This window comes from Microbulbifer mixtoriginis (SeqCode), from assembly GCF_052466865.1.
In genome coordinates this window covers 301,953-322,140 of record NZ_CP174293.1, presented here as the reverse complement: position 1 = coordinate 322,140, position 20,188 = coordinate 301,953, and the positions used below count along the sequence as shown (strand labels likewise).

Sequence of the window (20,188 nt, the reverse complement as noted above, 5' to 3'; positions counted from 1 at the left end):
GGCTAATATCCCTTACCCCGTGTACAAAAAAATAGAAATGCCAACAACAAAGTTAATACTGTGCCCACAGCCAGGACTAACCCAAAATTTGCAATCGCCGGTGTGCCAGACAATGCTAGCAAACCAAACCCTAAAAAAGTTGTTAACCCAGCCATAGCTATCGCCAGCAGGGTATAATGCTGCTCTGCTTTCCGGCTCGTATGGCTAAATATTGCGTAATCTATACCAATTCCAAAGACAAGCAATAAAGCCGCAACATGAAATAGATTAATTGCTGATCCCTGTAAAATCACTATCGCCAGGGTGCCTAGTACTGCACTGGATGGAAGTGCAACTATACTTAAGGCTTGTTTTATTCCTGTTTTAGTTGCCGTCACTAAAAATACAACAATGAATATTAATGGTAGTAATTGCAGCAACAGATCACGTTGTTGTGACATCACATTAGAGATACTTCTGGTAGTATCGACATAGGTTACTCCAGGCAGTAACTCTAAAGATGACAAATCTTCTGTTAAGCCATAAATACGAACCACAGAATAACAGTGATTATTTTCACAACCCAGCCATAGTCCTTTATATTGCCGACCTGCAACTGGCAACCATTCAGAGAAGTTAAAGGTATTGAATGGCTGTATTTTAGATTTTAACTGTTGATTAATATCTTGTGCAGAATAACCCAATTGCTGATAAAAAGACCTGACAGCATCCCCACTATAAAACTTCGACAATAACATCCAGTCAGCTTCTTGAACCTCTTCTGGAGGTATCCGGTTGGTTACCCCCTGAAAACCACTAATAATTTCCTTTTCTACTAAATAGTCCAGTTGATTTCTAAGTTCCCATTCCCGTGTTAATACTTGTTGCTCATCTTCACCAAAAACCAGAAAGTAACGGGAGTCTGGCCGGGATCTAATCAGAGAATTTAGATCTATTTCATCTTGTGTAAGAAATTCTGGAGGCTGGTAAAACAGTTTTAGGTCATCATTAAATTGAATTTTCTGAAGTGCCGCAGCTCCAAAAATCAACAGCCCAACCAATGGGAACAGGTAGTACCTAATATTGAGTTTAGGAAACTGACTGGAAAACGATAAAGGCCTATGCTTAATATTAATCCAGCCTGGAAATAACAGGATTACAGTCAACCAAGCCCCTATTAAACCACAGCCGACAAAAACCCCTATTTGTTGTAAAAGCGGAAAAGGTGTTAATGCAAGAGAGAAAAATGCCAAGCAGCTTGATATCAAGCCCAACAATAGCCCAGGTAAAATATCCTTATCTTTTGGCTTGCCAAGCCTCAATCTATTACAAATAAAGTGAAATGCGTAATCGATTGCCAATCCAGAAACCGTCGTACCAAATACAAAAGCCAGTATATGAATTTGGCCCAAAATGATAATGACGCCAGATATGCCACTGGCCACGCCACATAGAATTGCGAATGTACAAGCTAGTAGAGGTTTTAATGAGCGAAAGACAACAATACATAGACAGCAAATAGCAAGGATCGAAAGGGAGCCAATCAGGCGTATTTCATCCTGTGCCATAGCAGCAGCATACTCTGTATGCAGGGGGGCTCCAGCTACCAGCAGCGAATAACCATTTTTTTGAGCCCATTGCTTTAATTCTGACTGTAAAGAAAGAAGTGATATATCGCTCTCTCCAGTCAAATCAACTGGTGCGGCCAGCGTATAAAGCAGGGTAAAAACTTTATGTCCTTCTGTATGTACCGGAATTCCATCAAAGACTTGTGGAGTAACTCCAATATCAGCGGTAAAGTAATTGCGAAAAGTTGAGAAAGTATCTTTCTCCAAATCGATTCCAGCGCCGTCAGGCCCGTATAATTTACTCAATTGACGCTGTATAAGTTCCTCTGGCGTAGCGTCTAATAACGCCCTATCTTCAAGGCTGAGTAGCTGTTGGCGCAGAGGAAAGAGCAGCTCCCACTCCTCTTTATAGCTTTCAGAATCGGTCCAACGATATTCAACAGACTCTAAAGATTTAGCGGCCTTTAGTTTCTGCGCCAACTCTTGGGTATGCCTGGCCAGACGTTGTGATTCTTTTCCTTCAGAAACTAAAACCCAAATTAAACTTCCCTGTAATTGCTGACTGACTTTTTTCTGGATGCCAGCACTACTTACCGAGTCGGAGTTATTATCAGCTAATAACAAAATATCTGTTTGCAGCCAGCTGGATTGATAGCGTAATACAGTTATCCCAAGAATTACACTAACAAAGGAAAGCCAAATAACAACTCGACGTGACATGAGATTATTTCTGGTTATCTTCTGAGAATTCACTCAGTAGTTGACTGTTATTAGCTTCAACTGAATGTAAATTCATAATATCTATTTCAGTAATTGCCATGTTGGCTTCAGCTAGTACTATTTTCCGAATCTTTTTGTCTCCCACGACTTCTATCGATTCAATAACCTTTCTAAAAGCCTCTTGTTTGGGAATTAAGTTAATTCGCCATTGCTCTTCTGCGATCTGAGGTCCCACCGTAAAAGTCTGATCCAGTTCGCTAAAATCACCACTGATAATCTTTAATAGAGGATCAGCCACATGATTTCCTACAATATTGCTATTGACCCGATTACCAGAATCAGCATCATCTAGCTTAAATATTCGATGGGATTCTATTGGATTCTCTATTCGCCAGCTTAATCCTAACTCTTCAGAAATAGCCAGGATGCCTGAAGAAACCAGAGGCCTGGGCAACTGGGGCAGCCTCTTTGTCTGGGAAAAAGTGCCAAGCATCTGTGGATATGACACAATATTTTTCTCTATCTCCCGCAAAACCGCCTGCTGCTCTGAAGTCAAAGCAGAAGTTACTGTGGAAAATAGAAAGCAAATAAAAAATAAAACCAAACGCTTGGCAGTCATCACTAATTTACCCCCAATTTTTCCAGCAAAATTGGAGGTGATGCAAACAGCATTTCGGCACTGCTTATTTCGACAGCTACCTGTACGGTATGCCCTTTTGTTAAGCGTACACCGGTATCTCTATCTGTTATCGTATAATTGATCTTAAATCGATTTTCATATTCAGAAACCTCAGCGCGAACAACAATCCACTGCTGAAATCGTAAAGGCTTTGCATATCGTACGCGCAAATCTATGACCGGCCAGGCAAAACCTGATTCCTTCATCTGTTGGTAGTTATATTCCAACTGATCAAACAATGCACATCGGGCTATTTCAAAGTACTTTGCATAATGCCCATGCCAAGCTATCTCCATCATATCCACATCGTGGAAAGGAATTTGTAGTTCAACTTGTGCCGTCCATTTTTCAGGGCGCATAGGTGTATTAGTTTTCATATAAGCGCCAATGTCTTTGCTGAATTAACGAAACGAATTTTCTCAATGGCTGTTCAAGCTCTCTATCTTCCTCCAGAAAAGAAAATTCATCTCCTATCTGCCTGATTGTGGTATTAAGAGCGGTAGATAATTTTTCCAAATCCACTCCTCCACTACGAACTCGAAGCTGAATGCCCTGCCAAGCAACCATCAGTGCCGCTGCGGTTGTTTGCTCCGTTAACTGTAATACCCTGATACAGTCCCTGGCAGCAATGGTGCCCATACTGACCTTATCCTGGTTATGACACTCCGTTGATCTGGAAAAAACACTTGCGGGCATGGTCTGCTTTAGTGCTTCAGCAGTCCAGGCACTCGCACCAATTTGAACAGCCTTAAAGCCATGGTTAATTGATCTTCGAGGCCCGGTTACACCTGATAGGTTTGCCGGGAGCCCATTATTGAACTTAACATCTACCAGTTGGGCTATTTGTCGATCCAGTAAATCAGAGAGGTTTGCTACCGCATTCTTCAGGCTATCCATGGCGAAGGCTATATGCCCACCATAGAAGTGCCCACCATGAAGCACCCTCTCGTTTTCACCATCAATGATCGGGTTATCATTGGCACTGTTTAGTTCGTTATGAATAAACTGCTGGAGCCAGGGCAGAGAGTCCTGTAACACACCAACTACATGGGGAGCACACCGAAGTGAATAGCGATCCTGCAATCGACTATTTTGTCTTGGAGCAGCACCAACATTGAGATCGTCATGAATCCACTTTGCAATTTGGTTTTGACCGGGGTGAGGCTTCACTGCAAAAAGCGCGCTATCGAAATGATAGGCATTGCCATCCAGTGCAATGCTCATCATGGAGGTAATACGAGCACTCAGCTGTGCTAGATACTCTGCCCGTTTGTAGGCTAAGCACGCCAAGCCAGTCATTGCGGCGGTGCCATTCATTATTGCTAAACCCTCTTTTGGATATAGCTTTAATGGCTCAATCTGTAATTCATCGAATACCTCAGCAGTATCTCTCTGATGGCCTCGGTACCAAACTTTGCGCTCCCCGCACAAAACCGCAGCAACATAAGACAGTGGGGTCAAGTCGCCACTGGCTCCCACAGAACCCTCTTGGGGAATTACCGGAATAATGTCTTTCTGAAGTAACAAAACCAATTGCTGCAACAGCCGATATCGGACCCCTGAACTGCCCTTTGCAAGGCTGGCAATCCGGGCAGCAACAATCGCTCTACTCTGCTCAAGAGTAAAGACTTCCCCCATTCCACAACCATGGAAGGTAAATAATCGATGAGGTAACTCTTCCACCAGGTCTGCTGGAATACTTTCGGTACAGGAATCACCATACCCAGTGGTTACTCCGTAGATCACACCTTCCTTCTGCCAAAGGCTATCCAGGAACTCGGCACCGCGATTTATCCTTGCGACAAAGCCCTCTTCATCAGATAGAGAGATATCGCCACGGCCGGCTGCAATGGTGTTTACCTGATCAATAGATAGATCTGTGCCATCAAAGACTATTTGGGTTCGTTGTAGTACTGCTGAATTCATTTTTGCTGATCCCAGAACGGGTAAAAGTTATACCATTGCAAAGGTGCTATATGACAATAGCGTTCCAACCGTCGTGCAAACTCCTCGACAAGAGAGCGAATATGCCCCTCTCTGTCACCGCGTTTCATCACAACACGATCGCAGAGTTTTTCCATATAAATATCGTATCCGGAAGTACTGCGCAGACAGAAAAGTGTGTACACCGGGCATTTGAGCAGCGCAGCAAGAATATAGGGCCCCTGGGGAAAAGGCGCTTTTCGCCCCAGGAATTCTGCCTCGCAGGTGCGCCCCATAGAGTTAATCGGTGTTCTATCACCGACAATAACAACCAGCTCCCCGGCTTCAACAGCCTCGGAGAGTCGCATCGCTAAAGCGGGAGTTACTTCTGTCACCTGGATAAGCCGCACTTGACTCAGGGGGTTGAGCATCTTCATCATGCGATTAAATTTCACCGCATGCTTTGTATGCACCAACACATTTACCCGTACCTTTGTCAGGCTGCCAAGTGCCCTGCAAACCTCCAGGTTCCCGAGGTGAGAGCCAATAATTAATCCACCCTGGCCACTAGCGGCCAACTGGTGAAGACCCGCTCTTTCTGGGAAATTTACCTGACTATCCGGGATACCCACAAACCAAGCTTCAAGCTTTTCTCTAGCACTGTTAGCAAAATTAAGGAAAATTTTAAATCCGGTTTTCCAATTCGGTTCTATTTCGCTAGATGGGTAGCGTTTGGCGAATAATTCCAAGTACTCACGGATCGAATTGCGGCCACTCTGATTTTTTAGGTAATAGCATAAAACTACCGGGTATACCGCAACTTTAAAGGCAATCGGACCCAACCAGTGGTGCAACCAGAATAAGAATTTGATACCCAGGAAAAAGCCTTGTTCCCGGTATTTTGACCAGTGTAAATTACTCACGCTTTTCGCCCTACTGTCGAAATACGCAGAGTTCTGGCCAACATGCCAAAAAATAGACGGGTGTGCATTGCCGATATAAGGAAGTTATCCTCAAATCCCCGGAAATGGGAAACGCCATCTATTGGGTAGCTCACATTAACTGGTACCTGGCAGAGACCGCCTTTGCTCCAATACCACCGTACCAAGATCTCTGGATCAAAATCCATTCGATCACCGGTATACTCGTTATCTAACAAATCTACAGTTCGAGATAAGGGATAACAACGCAGCCCACACATGGAATCCTTAATCTCCAGAGAAAGAGTATTAATCCAGATCCATACATGAGTTAGATAGCGTCCCCACAAACGAACTTTAGGAACTGATTTATCGTATTGCGGATAGCCACAAATCAGTGAGTCAGGGCACTTTCTGCTTTTCTCAAGGAATTGAGGTATATCAGCGGGGCTGTGTTGACCATCGGCATCGACTTGAATTCCATGACTATATCCAAGCGCTTTCGCAGCTCGCAGACCACTTTTTACCGCGGCACCTTTTCCACCATTAGCCTGGCGAACAACCAAGTGAACCCGGGGACCGTAGCTCTGCTCTAACCGTTGCAGTTCAATTCTACAGGGTTCATCACAGCCATCATCTACCAGAATGTAAGGCAGGTTAAAGTTATCCAGAGATGCCAGCGTCTCTGCGATCGCCCCCTCATGATTATAAACGGGTATTACAAAACAAAAGTTAGACATGGCTGAAGCACAATCTACCACTGCTATATTCTAAATTGCCATCTTGAGTGTTCCGAAAAGAATAATTTAATTTGTTCTTTTCCTGGCTGAACTCCAAAGATAAAGTGACAGCATCACCGGGCATCATTAACTGCTTAAATTTAATCACTTCCATTTGGGTAAACGTACTGCCGGCTTTTACAAGTGGGCGGCCAAAATGCATAGCCCAATCCAGCTGTACTACTCCCGGCACTACCGGTGAGCCTTCAAAATGACCATCCAAGCAAGGCAAATCGTCATTAACCGTAAAATTAACTTGACGAGCATTATCTAATATTTCGCTGCTAATAATCTGTGGCACCATTGCTGCCGGAATTTCATCAAAAAGTTGCATTAGCAGGTCTCTCGTTATTTTTCCCTGTAAGTTAGTGGGGATTTCATCAACAAAACGCCAAGAACGTGGCACAGCCACGCCATCAAGATCCTTGGCCAGGGTTTCTCTAAGTTTACGAACAAGAGAAGCCTTTCCTTTCTTTTGTAATAGTTCTTTCCCGGATTCCGTTAGTGTGGCAACAGCGGCAACTATTTTTCTTTTACGCTCCAGAACAAGTGCATTGGCTTTTACAATATATGAGCTTCCAACTAGTAGGGACTCAACTTGTGTAAGAGAAATTCTTTTCTCTTCAATCTTAACAATGCGATCAGCTCGTCCTTTGAGTTCGAACATACCATCTGTACTTATTTGTACTTTGTCCTGACAAATAAACTCCTTGGGCAACCACGGAGAAGAGACTTTGAGTAACCCATCGCTGTTTTTTGCAATGTTCACTCCCTTTAGTGGACTCCAACTTTTCTGACGCAATTGATTACGCCAGGCAATCCCCCCCGTTTCAGTGCTTCCATAGACCTCTATGGGCTGGATTCCACACAACTGATCGATCGCCTTTGCATCTACTTCCAGTAAAGGCCCCCCAGAAGAAAAGATATCCACTAAGGACTTTCCTAACGCCCATGGCCAGGAAGAAATACGGCGGCTTAACTGTGCAGGGCTTGCAACCCACACGGCAGGCCCCCACTTGTGGGCGTCTTGGAGTAATCCCACAATATCCACATAAGTCTTACTAACAAATCGACGCCCGCTGGCGAGTGGCCACAGTAATTTAAACAGTAAGCCATATATATGCTGGTGGCTGACTGTTGCCAAAGTAGTTGTATTAACCACCCGGGATGACCACTTCAGATTATGGGCCTTAACCTCGTTGAGCAATTGATATAAGGTTTTATCAACGGTTTGTGGTTCACCACTGGTTCCTGATGTGAATAATTGAATACCAGCATCAAAATAATTGGGAACCGATAGCTCTTCGCTATATTGATCCGGAATATTTATACTAAATGCCGAGCTATCTTCCCAGCTGCCCAGTAATAGGGTTTGCTCACCCAGTTTTTGCTGAGTAAATCGCTTGTTATTTGCCGGAATAACAACGACTTCACAACAAGACATAGCTGCAAAAAAGAGCAAACTAAACTCGTAACTATCTTCACAGAAAATGGCAGCTCTTTTGATCCCAGCTTCGTTTAGGGATTTTTTTAGCTTTCGCTCAACAAATGCCAATTCACGTTTAAATTGTGCGAATGAAATTTCCCCACGACTTGAATAGCTAACTACTGCTTGGTCATTCGAGTAACCAAACACTTGTTCAAACTGTACTTTGTCCACGGCCTTAACTCACACCTTATTTTGGACACGACGACGCAGTAGCCATTCACCGCCCATCATAGTTCCCATTAGCACATATGAAACAAGGCCATTGTAAAGAGTCCAGATTTTCATATCGCCGTTTAAAACAGTTGCCAGTGCGAGGCTTCCATTAATTAAAAAGAATATGCACCATGCCTTGGTAACCTTTCGTGTATATAGAATACCTTCAGGTGGTAAATCTGGAGTCGTAAGGCGAGCAAGCCGTTCTACTAATGTTTGCGGTTGACTCAAACTGTATAAAAACAGTGAAAATAGAATCAGGTTACAAAGTACTGGATACCAAAGAAGTCCACTTGAATCGCCCCTTAACCAGGAGACGCCAACAACAAAAGCCAAGGCCACGGCCATTAGCTTGGTGCCAATCGCCTTATTCGCGCTGCCAAACAATACCCTTGAAACCGCAACAATCAATAGCAGTAACAGAATACTACTTAAAGACAAGTATTCTATGCCAAAATAAATTGCCACAGGGTACAGTGTCAGAATAATGACCAATATTAGCTGCGCGAATCGACTCACTTCTCCGCCATTACCTTTTCAATTGCACCAACTACATCTCCAACAGTTCTTACACTTTTGAATTCTTCAGGTGCAATTTTCTTTCCAGTAAGCTCTTTTAAACGAACTATCAGGTCAACCGCATCAATGCTATCTATATCCAGATCATCAGCAAGGTGGGCTTCTTCTGTTATATCCTCTTCATCAACCTCAAACATCTCAACAAGGATTTCGGTCAATTTTGGAAAAATTTCTTCTCTATCTTTCAACATACATATCTCTCTTACGCGCGGCTACCATTAACAAATTTTGCCAGGCTGTTCACACTAGCAAAATGTGATTTGGTATCTTCATTTTCCGCATCGATAGATATGTTATATTTCTTCTGCAATGCCAGACCTAGCTCAAGCGCATCAATGGAATCCAAACCTAGACCTTCACCAAATAAAGGCTCATCTGCGATGATTTCCTCTGGTGTAATATCCTCTAGGTTTAGAACCTCAATAATCAGTGTCTTTAGCTCTTCAACCAAATCATTCACGCAGCACACTCCTCAGTATAAAATGCTTTTAATTCTTGGGTAACTTGCCTGGCTACCAATGGGCTTTCGCTTTTTTCTTTCATCTTGAGAATCTCCCAAGATTCAGAGACATCAAATTCAAAATGTGGCCGCGATAACGGAATGCTGTACCACGGGATATTTTTCATCAGCATTGGCGGGTTGCAGCGAATGGTAACCAGAGTCGGACTAATACCAGAACGAAGTGCCATATAGGCAGCCCCCCGCTGGAACTTGAATGGTTTCCCTGGCACAGAGCGGGTTCCTTCCGGAAATAAAACCACTGACTCCCCTTTTTTCAAAGATTTTGAGGCAAGCTCAATTATTTTTTCCGGGTCATCATTGGGAATATAACCCGCAGTCATTACAGCACCACGCATAAAGGGATTTCGAAATAGACTCGCCTTTACAATACAGTTTGCATTAGGTATTCGAGATATAAGAAAAACGACATCAATAAGAGTGGGATGATTAGCCAGTATTAATTGGCCGGGCTCTTGCAGTTTAATCTCATCCTTGAAATCATAAGTATATATCCCTGTTTTGTGCATAAACCCAATAAACAAACGGAAGGCATGATGTATGATTAACCTAGCCTTACGCATACGTACATTTGCATTAGGGTATAAAATTCTGAGAGGTGGAAATAAAATAAATCGAAGGATCAGACCACCAAAACCAAATAGACTAAACGCAACGGCAGTGGCTATCAGCCTAAACCAATACCGATCATACCTCTTGCCAGACTCCAAATTAGTTTGCATTGATTAGTAACTCCCACCCTTTGGCAACAGGTACTTTTCCTGAGTTTTTAATAAGCGCGCTTATCAGAGGTAGCTGATAATCAGCCTCTTCAAATGCCGTTTTTAGTCTGACGCTCGAAGAATTTAGCAAAGTCACTCCAGTACCCTTACTTCCCTCAACTGGTAAGGTTAAGAGTAAAGCTGTAGCACAAACACCTGAGGGACTTTGGGTGCTAGGGTGATACATTTCTGGCAGGGGTTCCTCACAAAATATCAGCAGTATTTCTTTTGCACCTTCCCGCAAAATACCGGTAGCTTCCATTAAACCTGCCAGTAATGGATAGTCACCACCCGCTAAAGCGAGAGCTGGAGATCGTACTTTATTCGCTATAGACAATTGGCCGGCGATCGCATTGTGTACTGATAAACCAAACGCCGTAGGGGATAAATCTTCTTCCGCAGCAACCCCCTGTAGAAGAGAGTAAGTTCTCATCGCCTCTCCGTGCACAGAGCAACACAGCAGGGGGATATCTCTCTGCTGCAGAAGTGGGTAAGCACTATTAAATACGGCTTTAGACAATGGGCTCAGGCGGCGCCTGAGCATCGCCGGAAGAAAGGAGACATCAGCCAGGGTATCTTCCTGCAGTTCTAACTCGCCACTGTGCCATCGATGCCAGTCCGCAGGTTCCGAAACCCCCGCATACCAAGCTCGCCAATCGGAAATTACAAATTCAATAGACAAACTACTCTTATGGAGCTTGGCTCCAACCCTCAATATCAAGCCTTAGTATCCAGCCAGCTCTACCATTGTTTTTAGGTGGCTTTTTGAGCTTTTCGTGACCGGCAACAGGGCGGGAATGGTACACAAAATGATCAATTCCCGCTAGCAAAAGAACCTTCAATTGGGACTGGTGAGTTTCTTTATTACACCTAAATACACGAGAACTATTCCTTAGGACATTTCTTGTATACTAGCGCCCTTAATTTCACTGGCATAAGGTCAACTTAAGCCTTCGTGGGCCACTAAAAATGACAAATCCCTCACCAAGAATAAAATTCCCTTAAGGTGACAATTTAAGGTAAAAAACTCTAAATTTAAGAATGATTCTTAATTGCCCAATCCGGCATTTATGGTCTATTTCTGAGGCATTTCTGAAGATGTATGTACCCCATCTTTTCCTCAACCATTTACCATGAGAGCCGTTCTGCTATTCAGCTTTGTTAGTGATTACAATCTAAGTCTGAATCGATAGATAAGACTTTATGCTTTATTTTACTTGCTCTTCATTCAAAAATTGGCCTGAGGATTGGCAGGCGAACTCATCTTTCTTATTGAGTGACACGGAACATTTACGTTTAAAAAACATTCGCAACCCGAATCGGAGGATGCAATTTTTAGCCGGGCGCCTACTCGCGAAAACCCTTATTGCTGAACGGTTCGGATGCCACCCTTCTGATCTGGAAGTTGACCCTAAGAACCCTACAGTTGCCAATTTCTCAGGAACCCCTATTGTCAACCTCTCGATCAGCCATACGGCAGACTACCTTGCAGTCTCCATTGGAAAAATTCCGGTTGGTATTGACTGTGAAAGAGACCATCCCAAAAGAGATTGGCTGGCAATAGCCCAGAATTACTTTAGCTCCTATGAGGTGTCCTGGTTACAAAGCTTACCGAAAGCCCTCTTAAAGCGAGAGTTTATAAAATCTTGGACCATGAAGGAGGCGCTTGCCAAGTGCAGTGGTGATCCACTCGGTAAGCTGCTTAAAGTCTCTTCACTGGTCGGCCAAGAAGAAAATTGGCCTGAACCCTATTCTGAATACCGATGTTGGAGTGGGCAACCTGAAGAAGATATCTACCTTTCACTCGTAGTTAGGCCTAGGCCCCATTTTACTTCTAAAGAGGTAATAGGTACTTACCGCAATAGTTTTAAAGGCCCTGCAACTCGAGAAATTCGGCTGAAAGCTTCATGACCTGGAGATTCCCTGCTCAAATTAGCCAGGTATCGAGGGAATCTCCAATAACCACTAGTGTACGTTAACTACTGGCTAAACAGGTCCCCAAAGAAATCTCCCTCATACCATGAAGGCTTATCCGCAGCATCCGCCACTTCCCTGGCAATTAGATAATTAACTTCGGTAAATTGCTTAGCAGCTGCATAGCTCACCCCAGCATCAGGCGCATCTCCGGGTTTGTGATAGCTCTCTTTCAGGAATGCCACTTGTTTAGCGGTACCATCAATATTCGGATCCTGAGCTTCGCGCCCAGTAATTAGGTAAATAGAGGGCACACCGCGGCGAACGAAATTATAGTGATCACTACGAACAAAGATCACTTCTTCAGGCATGGGATCAGGGCTCAATTTTAAACCGCTGAGTTTTGCCGCATGCTCCGCAATCTGGCCAAGGGACGAATGCTCGGCACCAAAGGCAATAATATCGCGGAATGGGTAGAGCAGCATGGGCATATCCAGATTGATATTGGCCACGATGGACTGCAGAGGTACGGTAGGGTATTCGGCAAAGTAGTCCGAGCCGAGTAATCCCTTCTCTTCCCCGGTCACCGCAACAAACAATAGAGAGCGTCGTGGTGCTTGGCCAGACTCCGCAAACAACCGTGCGGTTTCCAGCATTACTGCGATTCCTGCAGCGTTATCTTGAGCGCCGTAATAAATCTGGCCATCTTCTTTTTTACCGATATGGTCCAGGTGTGCAGAGAAGACCACATATTCATTTTTAAGCACCGGGTCGCTACCCGGTAATACGGCCACAACATTGGGGCTACGCACTTCCTCGTGCCTAGAGCTTGTACTCAGGGCAGCACGGTAAGGCAGCGAAAATCCACGGGGATTTTGACCTTTTTCCATAATGCTGAAGATAGCTGCGAGGCTCTGTTGGGCACCGTCGAAGAGTTTGCTCGCCGCATCGATATCAAGCAATACACCAGGATACAAACCGGGGATAGCGCTGCCCGGCTCGCCTTTTCGGTTTACCCAGTCGAAAGTCTCATCGTGACGATGCTCCGCATAGCGCACGAAGGGGCGGCGCTTCTCGCGCTCGGGGGTATAAATGGTGATATAACCCACCGCACCATGACGAGCAGCGGTCTCACCCTTGTTGCGACTTGATGCATAGTGAGCCCCCACTTCACTGGGCAGACTCTTCGGGCGACCACCCAGTATCACTGCAATCTTACCCTTCACATCCAATCCGGCATAATCATCTAGGCCATAGTCCGGCGCTTCAATTCCGTAGCCAACAAACACCAGCTCGGCCTCCAAGCGTGCCTGCTCACTGGACGCAGAAGGCGAGGTGATAAAGTCCTCCCCGAAGGCAAAGCCGACCTCACCTTTGCCCCCCTTTAAAACAAAAGTCGGCTCAGTGCCATTCCAGCTGGCACTACGGAAAGGTACATCCTGAAAATACCCCTGCTCACCAGCCGGAGCGAGCCCCATGGATTGGAACTGCGCGGCCACATATTGCGCCGCCTTGAGGTAGCCTTCGCTGCCTGTGTCTCTTCCCGCCAGCTCTGCAGAAGCCAGGTAATTCACATCCCGACTGATATTGTCGATATTCGCGCTTGGGGCTGTGCTGGTGGAAACTGGCATACAGGCCACCAGCAGCAACGACAGCAGGCCGCTGAGCAGGACTTTACTTTTCATCGGATTACTACTTCTCGAATAAATCTTTGCGGTCTGCCAGACAGAACCAACACCGCACCAAAAAGGAGCGCAATCTTACCACGTTCAGACTTAGCGCAGAGCACCAAAATGTGAGTGATCACTTACTTGAAAGGATTAATATATAGAATTCAGGCGGCCTTGTAGAGACCAGGAAAGGCTCGGCTTATTGCGGCGGTCACTTCCTCATGGGCCCGATCCGCACAAAACTCTCCATGGGCTGCCAGAAAGTGTAGGAAGGGCAGCTGTAGCAGGCGCTCAAAATCCTCCTGCAGCCAACAGCGTTGGTCCCGGCCTTCAGGAGTCATCCGTGTTCGCCAGGCAGGCGGTACCTGCATCCCCGAGCGCATACCGGACAGTCGCAGCAGATTTCGGCCAAACCAGCTACAACCGCTCCACTTCCCCCAATACTGCAGAGCATCACAGCCCAGCAACAGGCCGTCATTGAAGGGCAACCACCAGAATGCCTCTGGGTAACGGCTGTAACGCAGTTCCACGAAGCGACTGCCGGGTATTGGACAAATTCCACCATCCCTCACCAATCTATCGGCACTGGGTGGATAAAAGTTCGAACCGGTCTGCCGCCAAAAAGTCAGATCAAAATGGTCACGGTAATAAAGATCATCCTGGCCGTGATGGTAGCCAAGACGCACTGCATGAGCTATTCGGCCGAGATCCTGCAACTTCTCTTCTTGCGCTGGGCGCAGGCGTATCGGGTTCACCAGTATCAGCTCTTCCTGCCAACGCACAATGGCCATGTTGCGGTTAATGGTAACCGCCGGTGCCAGTTTTACGGTCCCAGGGACGAAGAACAGGTCTGGTAGTAGTTGGCGAATCTCGCCGTGGGGCTGGGGTTCAGGGTAATTAATACGCACTGGCAAGCGCTCAGGTGTAATACACCCGATTACTGAGCCCGCGTAAAAGCTGTAAGGCTCGCTGCGCGCTCTCTTCAGGGACAAAGACATGATCGTGACGCAGGGCATTTACCATATTCGCCACTATGCCCGCATCAGCCAGCTCCCTGGCGACTGTAGCGGTAAGGCCCACCGCACTGAGACCGGAAAAGACCTGCAGGGTAATTTGTCTGAAGGGCCCGCTGGAAGCAATCCCATACTGCTGTGCCAAGCATCTGGGTAAGATCGCGCTCATCCCCTCGCCTTCGCGGAAGATACACAGGCTTTGAGTCAAGACTTCTTCGAGCCGAGCATCCGACACCTGGCAAAACACGTAGGTTTCCTCATGTAACTTTGGGCACATATTTCTCAGGATATTTGCGAGGGAAACTTCTGCAGTCATATCCGGTTTGCCGTTGAAAAAACCTGCTGTGAAAATACTCAGCGAATGGTTACCAGTCAGAAACCACCTAGTGTAATTATCCAGAGGGAACATTTCCCACAGGTAAAACTACATGGCCATAAGACCTGCTTGATCATCACGTTCTATTAATGGATAACAACACCACTGTCTCAGAGGTTTTTTATTTTAATTTCGCTGACGGGTTTTCACCCTCTTTTTATTGGTTTTTTTCAGCTCCTCTCCTTCTAGCTCTGGCTCGCCCGGAGCTGGTGCAGTATTCACCTCTAAATCGGGGGAATCTTTCTTTTCCCAGCGTTGCAACATTCTATCAATCGCTTTTTCCAGACGCACACGAGGGAACTCGGGACAGGGAGCACCCTTGCCAGGATCATGCCAGGCAGATAATGGTGCAACAAAAACAATCAGAGATTTATGCAGGCGATCCCGACCGATACTCACTTCCGTCCAGGTAGTCTGCCAGGCAAATTTACCTCGCACTGAATAATCGCTCTCATAGGATTTCAAGGTGAGAAAATAGGGATATATTTTTCCTCTGCGGCAAATGATTCTACGACCGGTTTTTATATTGGCCATTTGGGTGAAAGGATCAAAATACCAGTGGATATCGTAACCAAAAGCAAATTGCATTTTTCCGTCATGTGGGAGAAAAGCGTAGGAGCGGCCAGTACCATCGGGTTTGAGACTCCATACATGGCGGGCCTCCCCATCTCTGGAGATTAGCCAGGCACCCACCCACTGGCTGGCATTCAGCTTGGATTGAGCGTGCCAGCCTGCATTGCGCTGCTGTGTCTGTTCACTCTGTTTTTCTTTTTTTTTCTGCTCCTCCTTGGCAAAAGCTGAAAATGCTGTGAGCAAAAATACCAGAGTCAAAACCAAGGACTTTTGCATCACAGCTCTACTCCAATGTTCGGCGCTCCCCTCCCTGAGTGGAAAATTCCTGTTTTTGTTTCTTACTCGGGCCCAAAAATCAGCTGGCAATGTTGGGGCAGTTACTACCCGCTTTAGGCGTACTCCAGTCACTCAATCGGCGCTGGAAACTCAGTAACCCACCGCCAGCCTGCAGCCAGTGCCGCCCGTCTATTACGGCAAATAACAGAGTGGAGCGGCTCCAACCACGAAACGCCACCGAGACCACACCGCCCTTACAGCTAACGGAAGCACCGGTGCGGACCCGCACACGATCACCATCCAGTTGCCAGTTAATGGCAAAGCCATGGGTCAATCTGCCACCGGAGTTAAAGCCATATGCATAACCGGAGCCATCGGCATTGAGTTGCCAAACCAGTTGGTCGTCACCTTCACTCACTACCAACCAGTTGCCCGCCCACCTTTGTTGAGCTGATTCCGCCGTTGCCATCGAGGGCAATAACAGGAACAGCATTAAGGCAATGGCACAACTCTGTCGTATGGAGACAAACACAAAATTCGAAGGGGGATTACGCAAATACTTCATGCGCTGCTCTACCGTAAGTGCTCCACGGTAAGAACCGCGGAAAGGGGTTGCTGTAAACGGCGGCTGGCGTCACCGCCAATTTTCCTGGCCGGTTACGGCCACAGGCCAAAAAAACCGGCGTGAAAAATCGCACAGGCGCTATTTTTCACATCCCTTGCTTAGTAAGGCTAGACGCTAAATCCCACAGTGGCATTAGAAGCATTAAAAATATTTATTGAGGCGCCACTATGGGGGAGTGGAATTAGAAAGGCTGTTAGATAGGGCTACGAGCAATCATTATTTTGAGTGAGCATCAGACAGGTTTTTATCCGCACGCCACACACGGTATTTCAATTGGACGCCCTCCGGCAAATACACCACCAGGGGCTGGCTACTTGAATAAGGCAGTATCAGGCCGTTACCGCGCACGCGGATAAAACGGCGCGATTCGGAGTCGGACCCGCAAACTTTACTGGTACCTTTGGAGGGCTTTGGTTCTGCCAGCACATAATAGGGGTAACCCCAACCCGGTAGAACCTGGCGCTGTAAGGGCGCGCTATAACTGCGCAGGTTGCAATCGGCCAATGCATTCTTGCCTGGCACTAACTCAACCATAAAGCGGCTCTCATCGACCACCTTGGGCAACTCAATAACATGGCGCCGCTTACCCTCAACTTCTGCAGGAAAGGCATCTAGCGGTTCAGCCGCCTGAAGCGGCACCACACAACAGAGAATAAGAGCGGAGAATAAGGATCTTGCCACGGCGACTTCCTCACGGCTGATCAGCTGATTTGGCGCACAAACCCTTTAAAGTCTAGACCGCTTTCTCCAGCGCAGTCCCCACCAAAGTGACACCCCCAGTGCCAGTGCCAATGCAAAGAGCAATGCCGCCCATAAATAGCTGATGTGTCCCCCCGGCATTGGTTCCAAGCGTGCTCTGGCTCTTCCTAGCAAGGTGCCTAAATTTTGAATTGAAGCGATCACATCAGTATTGGGCGCGTTTGAGAGCACTTCTCGGCGCAATGTTTGCCATTGGGCTTGTAACTCGCTGTACAAAACCCGGTCGCTCATTTCAATGGATTGCTGTAACGGCATATAGCCCTCTCGATAGGCGAGCATCAATTTGTGATAAGCACCGGCATTGTCACCGCCTCGATAAGCGGTTTCCGCCAGGCTTAGTAACCCCTCTGCGCGAGTAAGGGGGTGTTCGAGGGAGCGGATCAGGTGCGGGTGGCCCCGCCACCACAATAAGGCACTCCTGGCATCAGTGGGCAACTCAATCGGTCGGGTTACCGCCATACCCGGCAGACTGATCAGTGCTGGATAGCGCTCGGCAAGATCGGCGGAGGGTGGCAGCTGATTTTTTACGGCAAAAGCGGCCACCGTCACCGCGAGAGCCCAGCGCTGGCGACTATTTAAGTCGCCATCAACCCGCTCGCTATGCACGCTATCCACGTTAGGGTCGAGAGTATTGTAGAGGTCATAAAGACTGAAACTCGCCATCCGCCTAGCATCGCGTAGATCGGGCAGGGCTCCATCACCCTGGCCCCATCTACCGTGGCAGCTGGCGCAGCGCTGTTGGAAAAGGGGAGCAGCCAAGCTGGCTGAAGGCAGTGAGTGGGCTGGTGAACGCTGCATTTGATAGAGAGCCGCCAATCGGTCGGCTATCTCATTGGCGCGCCTTCGCACTTTTTCAGCATCCTCGCGTCGGCTCAAAGCCGCCTGTAACCCTGCCATGCTGTTTTCCAGGGCTGAACGGCCCGGTTTATCTGGCAACTTCCGCACCAGATCCAGCGCCTCGGCAGCATGGTCTTGCTGGAGTTGATAGAGACCTATATCGATAATTTGGCCTTTATCGATGGCATCCCCGTAACCCACAGCGATATAGGAAAGCAGGTTGCTCGCGCGCGCGGCAAGCTTGTCATTTTCCGCGACCTGCTGCGCCCAAAGAGATTGAACTGAGAGGGCCAGCAAGAGTAGTAAAGTCCATGAATTTCGCAAAAATGACTTCCTGTTACTGGCAGATAACGAAAGGGGTGGTAGTCGTTAATTGTGGCAAACGCCTAGATACAAAAAACCCCGCACTGGGCGGGGTTTGTTTTCAGATGGGCTATTAGCCTCGATCGGCGCGCTCCTTGGCGATCAAGTAATCCGCTACTTGCAGCATCAATTCCTGACCATTGCTTTTGCCCTTGTAACCCGGCAGAGAGGAGCTGATACGGTACTTACCAGCCACAACCACTTCAGGTGTACCAGTCATTTTATAGGCGCGCTGATTGGCAACACCCTGCTTGACCTTGCTGTTAATGGCGAAGGAGTTCATCAGCTTGGCCGCTTTAGCACCATCGGCGCCATGCTTGTTAAATAAGGCTTCAATAGCAGCCAGGTCGGGCTTAAAGTTGCGACCTTCACGAATCGCCAGCATTTGGCGCTGGTTGTAAATGGTATTGAACAGCGGAGTGTGCATTTTTTCCAGAACACCCATGGCATCAGCCACGTAGAACAAGCGGGCGTGAACATCCATCACGGGCTGCCAAATAGCCGGCAGCTTCACCAAGGAGACATCACTGGGCATTTTTTCTTTCCAGCGCTCCAGGGTCGGTTCGAAATGAAAGCAGTGGGCGCAGCCATACCAGAACATCTCGGTCACTTCGATTTTATTGGCGTTTTTTTGCGCTACCGCCTGTGGCAGCACTTGGTAGTGTTGGCCCGCCTTGAATTCACCGCCTTCTTGGGCGCAGGCGACTAGGCTGAACAACACAGCCAAAACCATCGTTATAGGGGCGAGAACTGCTCTCATAAGTCTTCTCCAGCTTGTACATTCGTGGTTCGAGCGCCTGATTTGGCGGCATACTGTCGGGCCACTGAGGACACAATAGACAGCGCAGATTATTTAAGTTCCCAGCGCCAGGCGCAAGGAAAGGTCGCAAAAGTGGCAATACTTTACCCAATTCCCGCCCACTTGAGCGAGCGTCGGGCACAAAAAAGGCCGGTGTGTGACCGGCCTCTCGTTACTGTGGCTAACCCTTTTAGTCGGTCAGACCAGCGATATAGTTGGCAACCGCCTTGATCTCTGCATCGGAGAGCTGCTTGGCAACGGTGCGCATGGTGCGGATCTCACCATCATTGGCACGAGTACCCGCACGGAAGGCTTTCAGCTGCGCTTCAATATACTCCGGATACTGACCGGACAGGCGCGGATAGCCCGCCGGGGCATTGCCCTGACCGGTGGGAGAGTGACAGCCCATGCAAGCCGGTACGCCAGTTTCTTTATTGCCTGCGCGGAACAGCTTGCGGCCAAGGATTAGGCTATCGACACTGTCGCCGCTATTAAGCATCACCGGGAAGGCTGTTGAGCCAGTCAGCTGCATTGGCTGGGAGGCGAAGTAGGCGGCGATATCCTGTAGGTCTTGGTCGTTAAAGTTATCCAGCTGACCGATCATCTGCGGTATGTCGCGAGTTTTGCTCTGGATGTCTTGGAGCTGCTTATAGAGGTACTTTTCACCGAGGCCAGCGATTTTGGGGAAAGCCGGTGACAGGCTGTTGCCATCAGCACCGTGACAGGCGGCGCACTGGGCGGCCTTAGCCTTGCCCGCAGCAGCATCGCCAGAAGCCATTGCAAAAGGTACGGCCCCCAAGCCGAAAACCAAACCGAGTGCCAGAGCAGTGTTCTTGATAATGCTGTTCATACG

General features: G+C 47.4%; 22 protein-coding genes. 1 reads left to right on the top strand and 21 read right to left on the bottom strand.

Annotation, left to right across the window (positions count from 1 at the left end; translation table 11 throughout):
- Positions 1 to 2 precede the first annotated feature (2 nt).
- Genes ACJJJA_RS01515 through ACJJJA_RS01460 form a run of 12 tightly spaced genes read right to left on the bottom strand, consistent with a single transcriptional unit; the run spans position 3 to position 10,812 of the window.
- A complete protein-coding gene (locus ACJJJA_RS01515; RefSeq protein WP_444903554.1) occupies positions 3 to 2,267 on the bottom strand; it encodes an MMPL family transporter in 2,265 nt (754 codons plus the stop codon).
- Between the two features lie 4 nt (positions 2,268 to 2,271).
- Positions 2,272 to 2,886 (bottom strand): LolA family protein, encoded by a 615-nt coding sequence (locus tag ACJJJA_RS01510; protein WP_444903553.1) that lies wholly within the window; start codon positions 2,884 to 2,886, stop codon positions 2,272 to 2,274.
- A gap of 2 nt (positions 2,887 to 2,888) precedes the next feature.
- Positions 2,889 to 3,323: an acyl-CoA thioesterase gene (locus ACJJJA_RS01505; RefSeq protein ID WP_444903552.1), complete on the bottom strand. Its 435-nt coding sequence runs from the start codon at positions 3,321 to 3,323 to the stop codon at positions 2,889 to 2,891.
- Positions 3,313 to 4,872 (bottom strand): HAL/PAL/TAL family ammonia-lyase, encoded by a 1,560-nt coding sequence (locus ACJJJA_RS01500; protein ID WP_444903551.1) that lies wholly within the window; start codon positions 4,870 to 4,872, stop codon positions 3,313 to 3,315. The genes ACJJJA_RS01505 and ACJJJA_RS01500 overlap by 11 nt, the downstream gene beginning before the upstream one ends.
- Positions 4,869 to 5,792, bottom strand: a complete 924-nt coding sequence (locus ACJJJA_RS01495) for a lysophospholipid acyltransferase family protein (RefSeq protein WP_444903550.1) — start codon at positions 5,790 to 5,792, stop codon at positions 4,869 to 4,871. Before ACJJJA_RS01495 ends, ACJJJA_RS01500 begins: the two co-directional genes overlap by 4 nt.
- On the bottom strand, positions 5,789 to 6,529 hold the full coding sequence (locus ACJJJA_RS01490) for a glycosyltransferase family 2 protein (RefSeq protein WP_444903549.1): 741 nt from the start codon (positions 6,527 to 6,529) through the stop codon (positions 5,789 to 5,791). Before ACJJJA_RS01490 ends, ACJJJA_RS01495 begins: the two co-directional genes overlap by 4 nt.
- Positions 6,522 to 8,228, bottom strand: coding sequence for an ApeI family dehydratase (locus ACJJJA_RS01485; RefSeq protein ID WP_444903548.1), 1,707 nt, complete (start codon positions 8,226 to 8,228; stop codon positions 6,522 to 6,524). Before ACJJJA_RS01485 ends, ACJJJA_RS01490 begins: the two co-directional genes overlap by 8 nt.
- 9 nt (positions 8,229 to 8,237) lie before the next feature.
- Complete coding sequence (locus tag ACJJJA_RS01480) at positions 8,238 to 8,789, bottom strand: COG4648 family protein (RefSeq protein ID WP_444903547.1); 552 nt, start codon at positions 8,787 to 8,789, stop codon at positions 8,238 to 8,240.
- Positions 8,786 to 9,040, bottom strand: coding sequence for an acyl carrier protein (locus tag ACJJJA_RS01475; protein ID WP_444903546.1), 255 nt, complete (start codon positions 9,038 to 9,040; stop codon positions 8,786 to 8,788). The genes ACJJJA_RS01480 and ACJJJA_RS01475 overlap by 4 nt, the downstream gene beginning before the upstream one ends.
- 11 nt (positions 9,041 to 9,051) lie before the next feature.
- Complete coding sequence (locus ACJJJA_RS01470; RefSeq protein ID WP_444883316.1) at positions 9,052 to 9,309, bottom strand: ApeE family acyl carrier protein; 258 nt, start codon at positions 9,307 to 9,309, stop codon at positions 9,052 to 9,054.
- The gene (locus tag ACJJJA_RS01465) at positions 9,306 to 10,091 is read right to left on the bottom strand and encodes a lysophospholipid acyltransferase family protein (protein ID WP_444891672.1); all 786 of its coding nucleotides are present in this window, start codon (positions 10,089 to 10,091) and stop codon (positions 9,306 to 9,308) included. The genes ACJJJA_RS01470 and ACJJJA_RS01465 overlap by 4 nt, the downstream gene beginning before the upstream one ends.
- A complete protein-coding gene (locus ACJJJA_RS01460) occupies positions 10,081 to 10,812 on the bottom strand; it encodes a beta-ketoacyl synthase chain length factor (protein WP_444891673.1) in 732 nt (243 codons plus the stop codon). The genes ACJJJA_RS01465 and ACJJJA_RS01460 overlap by 11 nt, the downstream gene beginning before the upstream one ends.
- A 521-nt stretch (positions 10,813 to 11,333) precedes the next feature.
- Between ACJJJA_RS01460 and ACJJJA_RS01455 the strand changes: the two genes are divergently transcribed.
- Entirely contained in the window at positions 11,334 to 12,041 is a 708-nt protein-coding gene (locus ACJJJA_RS01455) for a 4'-phosphopantetheinyl transferase family protein (RefSeq protein ID WP_444903545.1), read from the top strand.
- Positions 12,042 to 12,109: 68 nt separating this feature from the next.
- Here ACJJJA_RS01455 and ACJJJA_RS01450 read toward each other — a convergent pair whose 3' ends face one another.
- The 9 genes from ACJJJA_RS01450 to ACJJJA_RS01410 form a co-directional block, all read right to left on the bottom strand.
- Positions 12,110 to 13,729 carry a M28 family metallopeptidase gene (locus tag ACJJJA_RS01450; RefSeq protein ID WP_444903544.1) on the bottom strand — a complete coding sequence of 540 codons (1,620 nt, stop codon included), beginning with the start codon at positions 13,727 to 13,729 and terminating at the stop codon, positions 12,110 to 12,112.
- A 149-nt stretch (positions 13,730 to 13,878) separates the two neighbouring features.
- Positions 13,879 to 14,622, bottom strand: coding sequence for a hypothetical protein (locus ACJJJA_RS01445; RefSeq protein WP_444903543.1), 744 nt, complete (start codon positions 14,620 to 14,622; stop codon positions 13,879 to 13,881).
- A gap of 10 nt (positions 14,623 to 14,632) precedes the next feature.
- Positions 14,633 to 15,043 carry an ACT domain-containing protein gene (locus ACJJJA_RS01440; protein ID WP_444883311.1) on the bottom strand — a complete coding sequence of 137 codons (411 nt, stop codon included), beginning with the start codon at positions 15,041 to 15,043 and terminating at the stop codon, positions 14,633 to 14,635.
- A gap of 186 nt (positions 15,044 to 15,229) precedes the next feature.
- On the bottom strand, positions 15,230 to 15,955 hold the full coding sequence (locus ACJJJA_RS01435) for a hypothetical protein (protein WP_444903542.1): 726 nt from the start codon (positions 15,953 to 15,955) through the stop codon (positions 15,230 to 15,232).
- A gap of 76 nt (positions 15,956 to 16,031) precedes the next feature.
- Positions 16,032 to 16,517 (bottom strand): hypothetical protein, encoded by a 486-nt coding sequence (locus ACJJJA_RS01430; RefSeq protein ID WP_252084027.1) that lies wholly within the window; start codon positions 16,515 to 16,517, stop codon positions 16,032 to 16,034.
- 276 nt (positions 16,518 to 16,793) lie between these two features.
- Positions 16,794 to 17,258, bottom strand: a complete 465-nt coding sequence (locus ACJJJA_RS01425) for an ecotin family protein (RefSeq protein WP_444887656.1) — start codon at positions 17,256 to 17,258, stop codon at positions 16,794 to 16,796.
- Between the two features lie 45 nt (positions 17,259 to 17,303).
- Positions 17,304 to 18,497 (bottom strand): c-type cytochrome, encoded by a 1,194-nt coding sequence (locus tag ACJJJA_RS01420; protein WP_444903541.1) that lies wholly within the window; start codon positions 18,495 to 18,497, stop codon positions 17,304 to 17,306.
- A gap of 112 nt (positions 18,498 to 18,609) precedes the next feature.
- Positions 18,610 to 19,296, bottom strand: a complete 687-nt coding sequence (locus ACJJJA_RS01415) for a thiol:disulfide interchange protein DsbA/DsbL (protein WP_252084024.1) — start codon at positions 19,294 to 19,296, stop codon at positions 18,610 to 18,612.
- Positions 19,297 to 19,525: 229 nt separating this feature from the next.
- Positions 19,526 to 20,185 (bottom strand): c-type cytochrome, encoded by a 660-nt coding sequence (locus ACJJJA_RS01410; RefSeq protein WP_444883307.1) that lies wholly within the window; start codon positions 20,183 to 20,185, stop codon positions 19,526 to 19,528.
- Positions 20,186 to 20,188: the final 3 nt, after the last annotated feature.